Raw genomic sequence first — 16,779 nt, 5'->3', positions numbered from 1 at the left:
TTTCAATCAAATTCTTTGATTATTTATTACTATTTTTAACTTACGGATCGTAATCTGATTTTTTTCATAAACAACCGGTGATTCTATGATTTTCTGTAAGTTTTCGACTTGTATTTATATTCTTCTGCCGATATAATATAAACGTTATAATTACAGATCAATCATGAAAGGTAGGAAGAAAATGCAGTTACAACGGTTACTCAGTTATACGCGTAAAGCAGTGGATGAATATAGTATGATACAGGAAGGGGATCATATTGCGGTAGGTATTTCGGGCGGAAAAGACAGCCTTACCCTGCTCTATGCGCTTCATGGATTAAAACGGTTTTATCCCCGTAAGTTTGATTTAAGTGCTGTAACTGTAGATCTTGGATTTGCAGATTTTAATTTGGAACCGATTCAAAATTTATGCAGGGAATTAGAAGTTCCTTATAAAATAGTAAAATCAGATATTTATGATATTCTTTTTAATGTACGCCAAGAGAGTAATCCTTGTTCGCTTTGTGCAAAAATGCGTAAAGGCGCCTTAAATGAGGCGGTTAAGGAGATGGGGTGTAATAAAGTGGCTTATGCTCATCATAAAGATGATATTATTGAAACAATGTTGCTCTCATTGATTTTTGAAGGAAGATTTTATTCCTTTTCTCCAAAAACATATTTAGATCGTATGGATCTTACTGTTATCCGTCCTATGATGTTTATAGATGAAATGGAAGTAATCGGTTTTCGCAATAAATATTCTCTTCCGGTTGTAAAAGGAAAATGTCCTGTAGACGGACATACGAAGCGGCAATATGCAAAAGAACTTTTAAGAGAACTTAACAAAGAACATCCGGGAACAAAAGAACGAATGTTTCACGCTATTTTAACAGGAGATATTAAAGGTTGGCCGCAGCGCACGATATCGAGACGTTAAATAAGATCTTAAAAGTGAATAAACTAGCGGCAAGTAAAACACATCCGATGTTTAATCCATCGGATGTGTTTTTATAATATGTGACATTATCGCATGTCAACACCTATTATTTATTATAAGTATTTCTTTTCCTGAATAGGATCAAGGAAAATCCGGTGCAAATCATCAGCAGAAATAGAGGTATTATATGAGTTGAGTCACCTGTTTTTACTGCTGTACTTTTTTCTGAATGAGTGATGTTTTGATTTGGCCGGTCAGAAGTTTCTAAGTCGGCTTTTTTTTCGGTTAATCCGTTGATTGATTTTTTAATACTATTGATTTGCTGTTCAAGTTGTTCGGCAGTGACGTTGTCTGTTAAAAGCGCCTCAGATTTTATGATTTGCTCTTTAAGTATTTTGACTGTTTCGTCTGTGTATTTACCGGATTCCACTTTTGCTTGAGCAGTTTCAATGAGTAGAGCTAATTCCTGTTTTAATTGTTCAATCTTTCCTGAATCAGGTGTATCCGGATCAGTAGGACCTTCAGGGTCAACAGGAGGTTCTGTTGATCCGGTGCCTATGATCACATTTAGGGAAATCTCGTCTCCAGTTGCTTTTCCTGCACCGATCAAATTCCCTTTTAAAGTGAGGATCGTATCTTCAGCAGAAGTATATTCTGAAAGATCCCAGTTTACAAATAATGATGCCAAGTCCAGTATTTTATCACTGTCTTTTAATGCAAGCTTTCCACTGATAATTAAAGGAAGCAGCTTTCTTAATTCTTCTTGTGACGTACCTTTGTCGATTTTAATATCGCTGATCGGCATATATTCTTTTAATTCTGTTTCGGAGGATATCCTCTTTCCTGTTATGGTAAGCTCTTCTAAACCTACACAGTTTCCGACAGCAGCACTGTTTAATTCACGGAATAATAATTTGACATACCTTCCGATGATTGGTTGATCAAGTGAAATTTCATCTGTTGGATGGGCTGCTCCGTTCGGTTCGTTTTTTATCGTTTTTGCAGTGATCCAGTTTTCTTTATCAGCAGATACGAGAACGTCATAGTCTGTCGGATAAACTAAATTAAAATACTCTGCAGTAAGTGATTCGATGATATTTGTTTCTTCACCGAGATCAACGATGATCCATGCTTCTTCAGATGCATGATCGCCTTTGATGTAATTGCTGTTCCATCTTGTCTCACGGTTCCCGTCCACGGCAAAATCTTTTTGATCTCTGTCAAGCTCGGTTCCTGATACCTCTACCGGACGGTTTATAGCAAGATTTTCTGAATCCGGGATTTCAGGTTGTTCAGGCTTTGGTTTTTCGGAATCTGCTTCTGTATCGATGATTTGTTCTACATAGATTCCGATATCATCTGTATTTTGTTTTTCATCTTCGTTTGTATAAATTTCATATATAGAAGGCGCTTTTCCCTCTGCCCATTCAAGTCGAATCGCGAAAATATTGTCATATTCTGATACATCAAAAGTTTTTGTTCCCTTATCAAATGTACCTAAGTCTTTCCATTTATCAGTTCCGGTTCGTACCTTTACATTAGCTTCGGAAATAGTATGTACATCTTGCAAAATAGAGAACGATTTTAATTTTGTATTGTCTGTCAGTTTATATTCCAGCCATCCGGCAGTTTTGTTTTCTGTTGTAAATACAGTGGACAGATCCTGATCGATACATTTTTCAAGATTACCTTCTGCACTCGAAGCAATCGGATATGTACTTGTATTTTCTTCAATATTTTTGTTAAATTCAATTTCTTTGATACAAAGGAACGGATTATCATATTTACCGATAACGTCATCTGTTACGAGAATACGAAGATATCTGCTCTTAGCTCCCTGGGCATTTGCTCTTACATAACGATAGGGAGGTTCCACTTTTGTATTGTCATTTTTTACAGACGCGATCGTGGTCCACTCTTTTTTATCAGAGGAGATTTGTATATCTGCATCGTATAAATGAGGTTTTCCATCCGCTGTGACGATTGTAACATCATAAAGCGGTGTTGAAGTTCCGAGGTCTATAATAATGTATCCGCCATTATTTTGACCCTGATTCGTCCAGGCATGGGTTGTAAAATCTCCATCAAACATATTCTCCCACGTACCTTCTTTAAGCGGATTTGTAAAACTTGTTTCGCTCATCTTCGGTGTGATCTTAAGATTATTTACGGAAATACCTAGTTTTGTCAATGATCCTTTTAGCGTTTCATTTGTCTGATTGACAAGACGGACATATCGCATCGGTTGTGGCCCTTTGAAATTTTTCGCATCTGTCCATTCAATTCCATTTGTTGAATATTGTATTTTTGCTTTTTCAAATTCGTCTGATTCGGAAAAAATATCAGACACTGAGACAAGGGAGGTCATTTTGATACCGACATATTCATTCGGTTTTAATTCTAAATCCTTAATGTCTCTTATACGAAATTCGTTTTCGTAAATGTGGATCGGAGTCTCTTTTAATTTTTCAATATTTGTATAAATACGTTCCCCGTCAGTAAATTTCTTATTTACTGTAAATTCGCGTACTTTTGTCCAATAATTTGCTTTGTTCGGAGTTGTCGTTCCTGTCTTGGTAAGACGCAGACGCACATAGCGTGCATTTATGTTTAACCCTGTTTTTTCTATTTTATGTGATTCATCTGTTTCTTTGTACTCCTGAATTGTGACCCATGAACCGTCTTCACCTGTTTCAGAATATTCTAAAACGAAATTGTGGAAATAGTCATGATCAGTTTCTGATGCTCCCTGAAGAATTGTAATATCTGTTACAGGGATAACACGACCTAAATCTACGCCATAGTAATCTCCTATCTTTTGGTTTTGATTCCATTCGCCGGCAGTTGATGGATCTTTGTCAAATAATTTTGCGGAAACAGTATCATCTGTTCGTTTTACACCTGCAAGAACTGCATAAAACGAAGGAATTACATTCGTATTATCAGGATCGAAAAACGGTGTTAATTTATTTTTTGCCGTTGCGGCTGCTTTCGATACGAACGGTTGGATACGTTTACTTCCTGCTTCTGCGCCTTCTTTTACTCCTTCTGCTGTCGGATATGTATTCCATGTTTGTAGCGCCTTGCCTGCTGTTGCAAACGTTTCCCAAGCTGTATCTATGTCTTTTTCTTGAATAGCAATGATACTTTCGATAATTGCCTTTCCGCCTGAAGCGATATCTTGCAGTGATTTCAGCCATGGATCTAATTCTGATTTTAAATCAGCATTGTCACATGTTGATCTAAATGTTTCGATTGCAGCAAGAATAGATTCAAATTCCGATTTTAAAGCTGCCGTTTCTTTATCATTTTTCAAGTTCTCTCCATTACTGATTTTAGCTGTAACATTTTCAAGCTTTTCTTTCAGATATTCTGATTCCGGAAAGCCTTGCGGTACACGTACGGAACGAGGACAGTTTGTAACATTAGATGCAATTTTAAAGTAAGCGTCCTGTACTTCAGGTTCAAGATAACGGAATGCATCCTGCCAAACAGTTTGCGCGTTTGCAGTGTAATTAGTATTGTTCCAGAATAGTGATGCAAGCTGGAACAGACCGACTTTATTACTCTGTGCAAAGCGGGAAGGGTTTGAGACAGCTCCTGTAAGTCCTGTTATGCCATCGCGGGCGTAATGTGTGATATCTCCAAGATAAAGTCCTGATTTTCCATGTTCGTTTACCGGATAATTCAGCCAGAAACAAACTTTGTGTCCTGTTTTCTCTGAAACATAATCGATTGTTTCCTGTGTGATCGGCGAGTTTACGTCATCACCTGTCCAATATAGGATAATTGACTTGTCAAGTTTTTTTAATGCACTTAATTCAGCCTCTTTTGACCATGCTTTGTTATATCCCTGCATACAGTAAGTGATCGGCTTGCAGTTGTTTGGAATAATGAATTCTTTTGTCAGCTTATTTAAAAGATTTACTACATCTTCATGAGTTCCTTGTCCGAAGTCGTCATTTAAAATGTCAAATTTTCTAACGCCTGCGTCATAAAGCTGACGGAATTTTGCAAGTAGTTTCTGATACCGTTCATTATAGGCGGTTTCATTCGATGTATCTAAATTGGTGAAAAATCCCGAAATATGTACGGACCATGTATAGTAACATTTTGTCTCTTCACCTACTTTTACAAGTTTTTGTATCTGATCGATTTCGCTTTGCGGATAAAGTTCTCCCCATTTTGATGTATGATAAGGATCAGTTTTTGATGCATAAATATAATGGTTCATTTTAACATCACGTGCAAATCTCATAAGGCTTTCCCGTGATTTATAATCCCACCCTCCGTAAAAGCCTTCAATAAATCCTCGATATTGTATGTCAGAAAAATCCTCGATCTGTACGCTGCGAAGGGCTGGATCTTCATAAGATGTAAGCATCATCTGTAACGTAGCGATACCGAAAAATGTACTGTCGGTATCTTTTCCTACGATTGAGATAATATTTTCTTTGGCGCTAAGTATATATGAATCAGTTCGATTGAAAAGATCAGACGTTTTAATCGTTGTATTTTTATTGATATAGCTGTCCGCTTTTCCATTGGAACCTTTTATTCCCAACAGGATCGTAGTTTCTCCGTTGACGATCTCTTCAGAATGTACAACTGTTTTCCCATAGTCTGTTATAACTTCTTCCAAAAAGTTCTGTGTAGCTTTATCTATACCTTCCTCGAAGACAACATGAACTCTATCTGACATCACAAATTGTTCGTTATCATATACAACAGAATGAGGAATCGGATAAATTTTATATTCGTTTGATTCTGTGTTTTTTTCCTTGGCATGAATTCCGATACCGCTGCATAGAGGTATGATAAGTAGTGATATGAGCAAAATGCTCAATATGCTTTTGATTTTCCTAAAGAGTTTCAGCTTTTTCATAAAATGTTCCCGCTCCTTTTTCGTTATTTCATACAAAAATTACCTATTATTTTAATGATACTACACAAATCAACTAAAATCAATGAATAAAAATTATGAAATTACACAATAAAAACCCGAAAATCATAAAACATCATCTTAATTTCAAGATCGGTTTTATAGTTTTCGGGCTTTTTAAGTTATTCTAAGTTTCTTTATTTAAATTCGTTTGCTTTCTTTCGCAATACTTTCTTTTAGTTTTACATAGTCAATAATCGCATTCGCCGTTCCGTCTATGCCAAGTTCGGAACTTGTAAGACAAAGTTCGTAGCTTTTTGAGTCGGACCATTTTTTATTTGTATAATAATTATAATAACCTGCTCGTTTTTTATCTGTTTTTAAGATCATATCTTTTGCCTTCGCATCCGTCAGATTATAGATCCTTGCAATACGGCGTATTCTTGCATCAAGATCGGCATGAATGAAAACGCTTACTACATTTTTATATGATTCAAGTGCATAATCTGCACATCTTCCGACAAGAATACAAGGTCCTTCATCTGCGATTTTTTTGATTGCATCAAACTGTGCAAGAAAAACCTTATGATTGATCGGCATATCTGTATAGGTGTTTCCGGAATATCCCATTGAATATGTATCCATTACTAGTGAATAGAGAAAACTGCTTGTAGGTTTTTCGTCATGTGATTCAAATATTTCTTCACAGATTCCGCTTTCTTTTGCTGCACGGGCCAGCATTTCTTTGTCATAAAGTTTGATTCCGAATTCTTTGGCTACTTTATATCCGATTTCCCGGCCGGCACTTCCGAATTCTCTTCCAATAGTAATGATCGTATTTGTTTTCATTTAAGGTCACTCTCCTTTACGTCAACAATATGTGATTTTGCATAAAAAATACATATACAAATGAACTATATGTGAGTATTATAACTAAAAACAAAGAAAAATACAATCAAATTTCTATTTTCTTTTCTTTTTTCCTTCAACAAAATCAGCGTTCTTCTAATTGTTTGAGAAGTTTATTAAAATATTCCGGAAGAGGTGCGTCGACTTCGATATATTTCCCTGTGGAAGGATGAGTGATTCCAAGAACTTTTGCATGTAATGTCTGACCCTGAAGTTTAAACGGACATTTTGACGGACCATACATACTGTCTCCTAGAATGGGATGTCCAATGCTTGCCATATGAACACGAATCTGGTGGGTTCGTCCTGTCTCCAGTTCGCATTCGATATAAGTATAATCTTTAAATCTGCGCAGGACGGTATAATGGGTAACTGCATGTTTTCCGTTCTTTGCTTTCGTACTCATTTTTTTTCGATCAATGGGATGCCTTCCGATAGGAGCGTTTACCACTCCGTTATCTTCTTTTATCTTTCCATGAACGATCGCATGATATCGTCGGGTAATCGAATGTTCTTTTAGCTGTTCTGCTATGATCTGATGCGCCTTATCATTTTTGCATATCAAAAGCGAACCTGTTGTATCCATGTCGATTCGATGTACGATTCCCGGACGAAGTATACCGTTAATTCCGGACAGATTATCTTTGCAGTGATACATTACTGCATTTACAAGAGTGTGCTCATAATGCCCCGGCGCCGGATGAACGACCATATTCTTGGGTTTATTAACAATAAGGATATCACTGTCTTCGTATAAAATATCAAGCGGAATATTCTCGGGAAGAATATCCAATACTTCAGGATCCGGAATAAAAACTTCGATCTTATCGTTTTCACTGATTTTATAGTTGGGTTTGACCGAGCTTTGATTGACGGAAATTTTGCCGTCTTTTAGCAGTTTTTGAATATAAGAACGGGAAAGGTTCTCAAGATTTTCACTCAAAAATCTATCAATCCTTTCCCCGCTGCGATCGGCTGTAAATTTAATCTGTTCCATAATATACGAACCTTTCTGTTTTATAGGTTAAATTGCAGTGCAGACTGATTTTATCTGATCAAATCCGATTTTTTTGTTTGCGCAGAAAATCAAAATCAGAGTCTTCTTTATAATAAAATAAAATCAAAAAAGCGAAAATAATGCATGCCACGACAACATAGCAGTCTGCCACATTGAAAATCGGGAAATCGATTAATTTAAAATAAAAGAAATCGATAACATAATTTAGTCTTACCCGATCGATCAGATTTCCGACAGCCCCGGCGATCAAAAGGATCGAACAGATACGAAGAGGCATATACTTTTTTGTATATGGAATTCTCCCGTATATGAGGAGAATCGCTCCACATATAACCAGAGCGCCAACGACAAATAAAAACTGTTTATTTTGAAGTATTCCAAAAGCCATACCTCGGTTTTCAAGATATTGAAGCTCAAAAACACCGTCTATCAAAACTTTTGCATGATTATTTTTCAGATACGCCACTGCAAAATATTTTGTAATCTGATCTATAAAAATTGCTGTTCCTATCCAAAAAAATGCTATAATATAGCTTTTAAATAAACGAAATTTCGGATTTTCTTTTTGCAAAGCCATTGTGTTTCTCCATCTCTAAATATATTTCTGTATCCTGACGTATATTCTGTGTTTTCTGGTTTTATTTCCGATTCCTGCAAAACGAAATTTTCCCATTTTGCGAACAGAGATAAGATCACCTTCATTTGGCTGGTAGCCATTACTTGTAATAAGTTTCCCGTTAACAAAGACTCTTCCGCCTTCAATCAATCCGCTAAGTTTTGTCCGGGAAGATGAAAATGCAAGTGATAATAAACTATCAAGTCGAACTGACGCAACGGTTCCCGTGAGTTCTTCATATTTGGGCGTATATTGAATGTCAAATGAAGGAAGTTCTTCTGTTTTGACCGATGTGTGCCGAATCCGTGTCAGCTCACTGCATAAAAAAGATACAATATCATCATGTGCAAATAAAATCGCTGTATTATTTTCAATAAGAATGTCTCCGGTTTTTGACCGGTCAATACCCAAATTAAGAATTGATCCCAGATAGTCTCTATGTGTGAGATCTTCTGAAAATTTTCGGTTTAACGGAAGGACCTGAAGAGCTTTGAAAGGATATCTTATCAAAGCAGGATCGAGCTCCTTTTTTCCGCAACGCAAATAAAGAGCATCAGGGATAAATGCAGCCATCTGACGCTCTGCCATGCCATATCCGCCGAAAGTAAGTATTTGTGTAAACAAATTTTCTTTCGGCAGCGTATGCAGTATATTTTGTTCATTTAGATTCAGAAAATCAGAGTATGTGATAAAATCTCTTTGATATGCATTTCTGGATAATTCAATAAAACGCTTTTCCAGAAGATACTGATCTTTCTCAAGATTGCCGCTTCCCATATCTGAATTAATATCTTCCTTTCACACTCGGTGTTTCCATCGAACCGCCGAGAAGATCTTGTAAATCACCGGAAATATCAACATTTGTCGGTGTTACAAGGAATATGTAATTTGAAATTTTCTGAAGATTACCGTTAATTGCAAATGTGGCGCCTGAAATAAAATCAATGATGCGCTGAGCAAGTTCAAGATCCATACCTTCAAGATTCAGGATAACAGTGCGTCCTGAAAGCAATGTCTCTGTTATTTCGCGGGAATCGTCAACAGAACTTGGTTTTACAACACAAACTTCCATATTTCCACCCTTTCTGGATGCAGGATGTCTCATCGGAGTCACCTTGCTTGAGGAAGCAGGCTGAAATTTCTTTTCCTCTTCCATATCAAAATCATCAAAAGATTCTTCCTTCGTATTTTTCTTTCCGAACAAAGAACGACGGGCAGGTTTTTCATCAAATTCCTCATCGTCGAAATATTCATCTTCTTCATCATAAAAATCATCATCATAATCATCGTCGTTCAGTTTCATAATGTCCAGAAATTTATCAAATACACCCATTTTTTACACTCCTATCTTGCGCTGCATATGCTCGCGCAATTTTATTATTTTCACGGCTCTAAGACTACAGCTATTCTGTCGGACAAGTCTTCTGCCATGTTATACTTTCATCCCAGATCTTACATCAGATATTGTAATTTCTGGCACCAAAGATTCCTGTTCCGATACGGACCATAGTTGCTCCTTCTTCGATTGCAACTTCATAATCATTGGTCATCCCCATTGAAAGTATGCTCACAGTACCATTATCAATGTTTTTTTGCTTAATGTCAACATATAATTTATGTAAATCTGCAAAAATTGCACGGTTTTCTTCTGGATTTTCGACAAATGGAGCTATTGTCATAAGCCCTTTTACACGTATATGTGGTAATTGCGAAAATTTTTCCATTAATGGAATAACTTCTTCTGTCTTTAATCCAAATTTACTGCTCTCCTGAGCAACATTCACTTCAAGTAAAATATCGATTATGCGATTTTGTTTGGCAGCTTCTTTTTCGATTACTTCTCCTAACTTAAAAGAATCGACAGAGTGGATCAATTTTACTTTATCGACAATATACTTTACCTTATTTGTCTGAAGATGTCCGATCATATGCCAATCAATGTCTTTTGGCAAGACTTCATACTTTTCACGAATTTCCTGAACTTTGTTCTCGCCGAAGATTCGCACTCCGAGATCGTAAGCTTCTTGAAGCATATGAGGAGGCTTCGTTTTGCTTACGGCGATCAGAGTAATTTCTTCTCGTTTTCTTCCGGCTTTTTTACATGCCGATTGTATTCGTTCTTCCACCGTCTTTAGATTTTCTTTAAGCATTTTTATTTCTCCTCTTTCCGAATAGTTAAAAGTTTTATTTTTTAGATTTTATTGAAATACGACATCATTTGAATTTACGCTTGAACCTTCCTGCACGATATGGTCATAATTAGAAAGACCATACGGTTCGTTTTCCTGCACGATATAATATTCGTCGTTTTCACAGAGAACACTTACTTTTCTGAATACGGCATATCCTTTATTGATATTATATACACCTTGCAGATTTTTTGTTTTTCCGACTACAAATGTATCGGATGACTCCGGTTTAACGAGTACGCTTCCATCTTCTAAATCCTGCTTGCTGACAAAAACGTCTCCATTTTCAGAAATGTCATAAATATTTACGGCGTGAAATACGGCGCTCCCATTCTCTTTTGCAAGCATTACACCGCTTGCGCTGCTGTTTCCGCCTGTCGTAATGTATTCTTTCGGAATGATAAAAAATTTCTCGTTAACTACAGAAGATTTCGGGATTTTTAATCCGCTTTCATCTTCCATGATCAATTCTATATTTAAAAATCTTTCCTCGGCATATCTTATCATTGAATTATCAAAATCAAGCTGACCGTAATATTTTCCTTGCCGTTCGATAACAGTAAGTTTTCCCCAAAGAGTTTCGCTGTCTTTGTCCATCCGTACTTTTATTCCGGATACATCTTCATGTTTTAACTTTATAGCTGTTTCTTTTGAAAGAGGAACGATAACCGACCAATCTTCACTTGTGATCATCCGGTAAACAGGATCTCCTGCTTTAACTTTCGTTTCATCGGATAAAGAAGAAACTTCATATTTTGTTTTATCAAAAGCAGATTCAGTAAATGTTTCAGTAGTCAATCCTTCATATCCATCGACTGTGAAGGCTACAATGCCATCCTGCTGTGCCTGATAAGACAACACATCCAGACCGCTTGCGGCAATCACTGCTCCAAGTTGTTCTGTTCGGGTCGCGCTGAATTCGTTTTGAAGCATTGTAGTGATTTCAGATTTCAGCGAATATACCGAACCGAAATCATTTGCACGATACCCTTCGATAAAATTTTGTATTTGAAGGGTAATCGCAGAACTGACTTCAGGATTTACTGTTATGGACTGACCTTCTGTGTGTTCTCCCTGTGTGGAGTCTGTTTTGCTGCTTGTATCAAGCTTTTCAGGGGAAAGGGCATAAATATTCATTCCGCGCTTGATCTTACTGTTTTCGGCCTGATAATAGCTTATATAACCGGATGATTCGGCAGTTACAGCCGTCTCTTTACGAATAATAAGTCCGGTATAAGAATTATCTTTCACAATGCTGCCTTCCCGTACTTCATAAACAGAGATCCGGTCTCCAGTAAAATACAAAATAATTGTTACAACCAAATAAATAAACACGATTGCAAAAAGAAAGATACCGAGATTGAATTCTCTTTTTGTTTTATATTTTTTTATATTGACTGAATTATTTTTTTTGGATGACAATTCAGTATACACCTCCTGCTTTTTTCTGGCGTTGCTAGTATATCATTTTTTTTAGTATATTTCCACTTTTTATGGACATAATAAAAAATATTGGTAGCTGAATTGTTACAAATATTGAGATGATAAAGGAGGAAATAACATGAAATGGTTTGACAATACAGCTCTGACACTCGTTATTATAGGCGCCGTAAACTGGCTTCTTATAGGGGTGTTCAGATTTGATCTGGTGGCATTTATATGCGGGAATATGAGCTGGCTTTCCAGGATCATTTATACGCTAGTAGGTTTGTGCGGCTTATACTTGATCAGTCTTTTTGGCAGAATCAAATCAATGTCAGAATAAAAGAAAAACACCTCGTAAAATGATATGATCGAATTATTTATCGGAAATTTCATTTTTACGGGGTGTTGTATTTTTTATAACGGCGGCAGATCAAAGTTCAGATTTGTCCGAAAACTTGCATCGTTTGCGATTCCGAAAGATGTCTTTTGACACTTTCGGGGATCTATTTCATTCCTGCATCAAGCAGTTCGTTCATTTCTTCGTAAAGAAGCGGTTTGTCAGAAGCGCCCATGATAACGGAAATATACGGTTCTCCTGCGGTGTTTTTTTCATATAAAATTACACAGTTTCCTGCCTGATCGGTTGTTCCGGTTTTTCCTCCGTATACGTGTATCCCGTCAGGCGGCGTCGCTTCTCCGGCTGAGTAATAATTCGTCGCCTGCCATGTAGGAGTATACGAAGTTCCGTCTGCCGAGGTAACTTTTGCCGTATATGAGTTCATAGAAATAATATCGAGAAAAGCTTGATCCTTTAATGCTTCATTAAACATTAAATACAAATCATATGTTGTTGTGTAATGATTTTCGTCATGAAGTCCGTGAGGATTTACAAAGTGAGTTCCTGTCGCTCCAAGTTGTTTTGCTTCTGTATTCATTAATTCGGCAAAAGCTTCCTGGCTTCCCGATATATGCTCCGCAATAGCGGCCGCACAGTCATTTCCGGATTGTAAGAGCAGACCGCATATGAGATCGTACAAAGTCAGGGAATCTCCGGCAGAAAGACCACAGGTAGACTCATCCCAATTAAAATTCGTGGAAGTGGCGCTCATCGTTACAACGTCATCCAAATTTCCATATTTTAAAGCAAGATAAGCAGTCATAACTTTCGTTGTACTTGCAGGATATAATTTGTCAAACAGTTTGTATCCGTATTTGATCTGAGAATCTGCTATATTGAATAGTCCTTCACCGTGAAATCCCGGATCTGCTTCAACGCCGTCAAGAGATACATCTTCTGAAGCAACACAGAGATCTTCAGCGAAAAGTTCTCCTGTGTATTGCTTTTTATTATATGATGCAAACTCATATTGCCGGATATGATCTTTTGAATATTCCTGCAATATGAAAAATCCGACAGCGCCTGCGCCTGCAATTAGTATAAGACAGATCAGAAGAACCGCAATTACTGTAGAAGTTCGTTTTCGGCGCCGTCTTTTTTTTACGTAAATAGGTTTTCGGCGTCTGCGCCTGTTATCTGAATAATGATTTCCCTTCATTTTATTCCTACCATTTATTTTTTGATGTATTAGATGTATTATTTGTACATTTCACGCCAATCTAAGTCTCCTCTGTCAAGTGCCAGTATAAGAGCTTCGGCAGTTGCGATATTTGTAGCTGCCGGAATATTGTACATATCACACATTTTTACAATATCACTTACGCTCGGCTCGTGAGAGCGTGGAGTAAGCGGATCTCTGAAAAAGATAAACAAATCAATTTGATTGCTTTCAATCTGAGAGGAAAGCTGTTGGATTCCACCGAGATGTCCCGGAAGAAATTTATGGATATTAAGGTTTGTTACGCTCTCGATCAGTGCTCCTGTAGTTTCCGTTGCATACAAACTGTGTTTGCTGAGTATTCCACGATAAGCGATACAAAAATTCTGCATTAATTTTTTCTTTGCGTCATGCGCGATCAATCCGATATTCATAGCTGTCATTCTCCTTATTGATACTTATTAGGCTGTAATCCGACATTTAAAACGAGTCCGATTCCCATAAAGAAACATACGACGGATGTAAGTCCGTAGCTGACAAAGGGAAGCGAAAGACCTGTGTTCGGAAGAATCAAAGTTGCCACACTGATATTGATGAAACTTTGAATGCCAATCAGTGCGGCTACGCCGCCGCAGATAATGCGTCCTCCCGTATCTTTCGCTTTTAAACCTATTAAGATACATTGTATTACAATTAATAATAACAAAAATATGACTCCGCAACAACCCACAAATCCTAATTCTTCTCCGATAATTGCAAAAATAAAATCTGTTTGCGGTTCGGAAACAAAATTTCCGTTTTTAACTGAAGTTGTGGCATCGTTATTGTATCCTTTTCCCGAAAGCTGACCCGAACCGATTGCCATAACAGAGTTTAACTGTTGATATGATTCATCATCCGCATATTTTTCCGGCTCTAACCAGGCAAGAATACGATCCTGCTGGTAGTCATGCAAAAAAGGCTGATTCGGCTGCACCGCAACGGCAAGAAAGATCGCAACGGCAGGAATCGTAATCGCAAGAACTGTTCCGACAAATTTGTAATTTAATCCTGCCAGAAAAATGAGAGCACAAAAAAGCGCTGCGATACAGATTGTAGTGGAAAGATTCGGCTGTGTCACAATAAGGATGAGCGACGGAATAAGCAGCGCAACAGACTGAATGATTACTTTGGGGCTGCTGATCTTAAGCTCTCTGTCAGAAAAAAATCTGGCAAAAAAAATAATAAGAAGTATTTTTGTCAAGTCGGAAGGCTGAAGCTGCATAAACCCGAGGTTGATCCATCTTTGCGCCCCGTTTGCCGAATGACCTAATCCTGGAATTTTTACTGCGATCAAAAGAATCAAATTTATAACATAAAGTATCCAATAAAAATTCATGATCCATTTATAGTCGATCAAAGAGACAACAACCATTGCTCCGAACCCAAGGATCACCCCCATGATCTGTTTTGTCATAAAATCCGGTTTAGCGCTTCCGACCATCATGATACCGATGACAGAAATTGCAACTACTGAAATAATAAGTCCGAATTTATAATCTTTTATATGATATTGCTGTTTAATATGATTGATTAAAAATTTCAACGATCTTCTCCCATGTATTTTATATGTATATCGCTGCGTGTAATATCGATTGAAAAATATGCGGGATTGATTTCCGTATATTTTGAAACCGCATGATATAAGTCATTTTTCATTTGTTCCGTCAAATCTGCCGTACAGTGCATTCTGTCTGCGGCAAGCAGATTCTTCAGCCGGTATTTGGCGATCGAAACTGAATGAACACTCATCGGTTTTCCTCCTGATTTCTATGAAAAAATTGCGCTATTTTTCCGAAGAAACCTTCTGATTTTGAATAGTCGTTGACCGGAACGTCTTCTCCTGTCAGTCTGCGGCAGATATCCATGTAGGATCTTCCGGCCAGACATTCTTCTCCGGCAACGGCTTCTCCTCTGTTAGTTGCAATAACGACTTGTTCATCGTCGGGAATTACTCCGAGGAGATTTACGGCAAGGATTTCGGTGACATCGTCTACGGACATCATATCGCCTCTCTTGACCATATCGATCCGCAGCCGATTAATCAAAAGATCTGTTTTGCGAATACCCGACGCTTCCAGAAGTCCGATAATGCGGTCGGCATCCCGAATGGCAGAAACTTCCGGGGTCGTGACAACAACAGCATGTTCAGCGCCTGCTATTGCATTTTGGAATCCTTGTTCGATCCCCGCTGGGCAATCCAGTAAAACAAAATCAAAATCACTCCGAATATCTTCGATAAGTTTTTTCATCTGTTCCGGGGAAACCGCAGACTTATCTTTCGTTTGGGCAGATGGAAGCAGGCAAAGCTCCGGAAACTGAGTATCTTTTATCAATGCCTGTTTTAACCGGCAGTTGCCGTTTATGACATCCACGATATTATAAATGATCCTATTCTCCAGCCCTAATACGACATCCAGATTTCTAAGGCCGAGGTCTGTGTCAATCACTATAACTTTTTTCCCGAGTTTTGCTAGACCGATTCCGATATTTGCTGTCGTTGTCGTTTTACCGACTCCGCCTTTTCCTGATGTAATGACAATTACTTCTCCCATGATGCTTTTCCTCCTACATATGTCCTGTCTCAATCCGTAAGGGGATCAAGATAGATACGGTTTCCGTCGATCACGGCGATTTTGGGGCCTTTAATATTTAAGCTCTCCTGATAAATGATCTGACGTTTTGCTACGATATCTCCGATGCTGAGATATTTAGGCTGCATAGAAAGTGCTACGACATACGCCGACGTATCGCCGGATGCTCCGGCACAGACAGATCCATATAACGTACCGATTATGATTACACTGCCTTTTGCAATTACTTTTGCACCAAGTTCTACATCACCTAGTATGACAATACTTTCTTCTGCCTCTAATATCTGCCTTTTTCTTAAAGTCCCCTTGTAGAAAATTCCTTCTTTTTTATAGATATCTGAAAGACTTTGTTCTACTACGCTTCTGTACATCATCTCATTTTTATCATTTGGTTCGATAATACACAAAATTTCAATTTGTGTATTTTCTCTTATGACGGCAAGAACACGATCTTCCTCTGCTCGCGTCAGTTCGCGTCCGCTGAAACTAAGCGCCATCTGTGCATCTTTAAAAAAGCGCCCGGATTGTTTGAATTTTTGTCCGAGAACTTCAAGAAGTTGATCGAATTCTGTTTCGGAATCAAATTCAATATCTAATCCGTATCGATTACTTCTGATGGTCACAAGTTTGTTCAT

The 16,779-nt window shown here is 37.7% G+C and carries 17 protein-coding genes; 3 read left to right on the top strand and 14 right to left on the bottom strand.

The genetic code is table 11. The features are described 5' to 3' along the window. The first annotated feature begins 181 nt into the window (after window positions 1-181). Complete coding sequence (locus RUMTOR_RS01005) at window positions 182-916, top strand: tRNA lysidine(34) synthetase (protein ID WP_009242648.1); 735 nt, start codon at window positions 182-184, stop codon at window positions 914-916. Window positions 917-1,022: 106 nt separating this feature from the next. Here RUMTOR_RS01005 and RUMTOR_RS01000 read toward each other — a convergent pair whose 3' ends face one another. From RUMTOR_RS01000 to RUMTOR_RS00965, 8 genes are all read right to left on the bottom strand, one after another. After that, on the bottom strand, window positions 1,023-5,801 hold the full coding sequence (locus RUMTOR_RS01000; protein WP_004845135.1) for a beta-N-acetylglucosaminidase domain-containing protein: 4,779 nt from the start codon (window positions 5,799-5,801) through the stop codon (window positions 1,023-1,025). Between the two features lie 198 nt (window positions 5,802-5,999). Next, entirely contained in the window at window positions 6,000-6,647 is a 648-nt protein-coding gene (locus RUMTOR_RS00995; protein ID WP_004845134.1) for a cytidylate kinase-like family protein, read from the bottom strand. Window positions 6,648-6,792: 145 nt separating this feature from the next. Then, window positions 6,793-7,704 (bottom strand): RluA family pseudouridine synthase, encoded by a 912-nt coding sequence (locus tag RUMTOR_RS00990; protein ID WP_004845133.1) that lies wholly within the window; start codon window positions 7,702-7,704, stop codon window positions 6,793-6,795. Window positions 7,705-7,762: 58 nt separating this feature from the next. Then, window positions 7,763-8,302 (bottom strand): signal peptidase II, encoded by a 540-nt coding sequence (gene lspA, locus RUMTOR_RS00985; RefSeq protein WP_004845132.1) that lies wholly within the window; start codon window positions 8,300-8,302, stop codon window positions 7,763-7,765. 15 nt (window positions 8,303-8,317) lie between these two features. Then, entirely contained in the window at window positions 8,318-9,118 is an 801-nt protein-coding gene (locus RUMTOR_RS00980) for a YlmH/Sll1252 family protein (protein ID WP_004845131.1), read from the bottom strand. A 7-nt stretch (window positions 9,119-9,125) separates the two neighbouring features. After that, window positions 9,126-9,674, bottom strand: coding sequence for a cell division protein SepF (locus tag RUMTOR_RS00975; protein WP_004845130.1), 549 nt, complete (start codon window positions 9,672-9,674; stop codon window positions 9,126-9,128). 124 nt (window positions 9,675-9,798) lie between these two features. Further along, window positions 9,799-10,491 (bottom strand): YggS family pyridoxal phosphate-dependent enzyme, encoded by a 693-nt coding sequence (locus tag RUMTOR_RS00970; protein WP_004845129.1) that lies wholly within the window; start codon window positions 10,489-10,491, stop codon window positions 9,799-9,801. 48 nt (window positions 10,492-10,539) lie between these two features. Next, a complete protein-coding gene (locus RUMTOR_RS00965; RefSeq protein WP_009320587.1) occupies window positions 10,540-11,952 on the bottom strand; it encodes a biotin/lipoyl attachment domain-containing protein in 1,413 nt (470 codons plus the stop codon). A 139-nt stretch (window positions 11,953-12,091) separates the two neighbouring features. On the opposite strand from RUMTOR_RS00965, the gene RUMTOR_RS00960 reads away from it, so the two are divergent. Together RUMTOR_RS00960 and RUMTOR_RS13605 are read left to right on the top strand one after the other, a co-directional pair. After that, window positions 12,092-12,295 (top strand): DUF378 domain-containing protein, encoded by a 204-nt coding sequence (locus RUMTOR_RS00960; protein WP_009242651.1) that lies wholly within the window; start codon window positions 12,092-12,094, stop codon window positions 12,293-12,295. A 24-nt stretch (window positions 12,296-12,319) separates the two neighbouring features. After that, window positions 12,320-12,445: a hypothetical protein gene (locus RUMTOR_RS13605; RefSeq protein ID WP_004845127.1), complete on the top strand. Its 126-nt coding sequence runs from the start codon at window positions 12,320-12,322 to the stop codon at window positions 12,443-12,445. 13 nt (window positions 12,446-12,458) lie between these two features. Here the strand turns inward: RUMTOR_RS13605 and RUMTOR_RS00955 are convergent, their stop codons facing one another. Genes RUMTOR_RS00955 through RUMTOR_RS00930 form a run of 6 tightly spaced genes read right to left on the bottom strand, consistent with a single transcriptional unit; the run spans window position 12,459 to window position 16,779 of the window. Then, window positions 12,459-13,511, bottom strand: coding sequence for a D-alanyl-D-alanine carboxypeptidase family protein (locus RUMTOR_RS00955; RefSeq protein ID WP_004845126.1), 1,053 nt, complete (start codon window positions 13,509-13,511; stop codon window positions 12,459-12,461). A 38-nt stretch (window positions 13,512-13,549) separates the two neighbouring features. Beyond that, window positions 13,550-13,945, bottom strand: a complete 396-nt coding sequence (locus RUMTOR_RS00950; RefSeq protein ID WP_009242652.1) for a methylglyoxal synthase — start codon at window positions 13,943-13,945, stop codon at window positions 13,550-13,552. A 14-nt stretch (window positions 13,946-13,959) separates the two neighbouring features. After that, entirely contained in the window at window positions 13,960-15,096 is a 1,137-nt protein-coding gene (locus RUMTOR_RS00945) for an FtsW/RodA/SpoVE family cell cycle protein (RefSeq protein ID WP_009320588.1), read from the bottom strand. Continuing rightward, window positions 15,093-15,302, bottom strand: a complete 210-nt coding sequence (locus RUMTOR_RS00940; RefSeq protein ID WP_004845123.1) for a cell division topological specificity factor MinE — start codon at window positions 15,300-15,302, stop codon at window positions 15,093-15,095. Before RUMTOR_RS00940 ends, RUMTOR_RS00945 begins: the two co-directional genes overlap by 4 nt. Next, complete coding sequence (gene minD, locus RUMTOR_RS00935; protein ID WP_004845122.1) at window positions 15,299-16,105, bottom strand: septum site-determining protein MinD; 807 nt, start codon at window positions 16,103-16,105, stop codon at window positions 15,299-15,301. The genes RUMTOR_RS00940 and minD overlap by 4 nt, the downstream gene beginning before the upstream one ends. A gap of 29 nt (window positions 16,106-16,134) precedes the next feature. Beyond that, window positions 16,135-16,779, bottom strand: a complete 645-nt coding sequence (locus tag RUMTOR_RS00930) for a septum site-determining protein MinC (RefSeq protein ID WP_004845121.1) — start codon at window positions 16,777-16,779, stop codon at window positions 16,135-16,137.

The sequence above is a fragment of the [Ruminococcus] torques ATCC 27756 genome, from assembly GCF_000153925.1.
Lineage (GTDB): Bacteria > Bacillota > Clostridia > Lachnospirales > Lachnospiraceae > Mediterraneibacter > Mediterraneibacter torques.
This window is presented reverse-complemented; position numbering and strand designations above follow the sequence as displayed.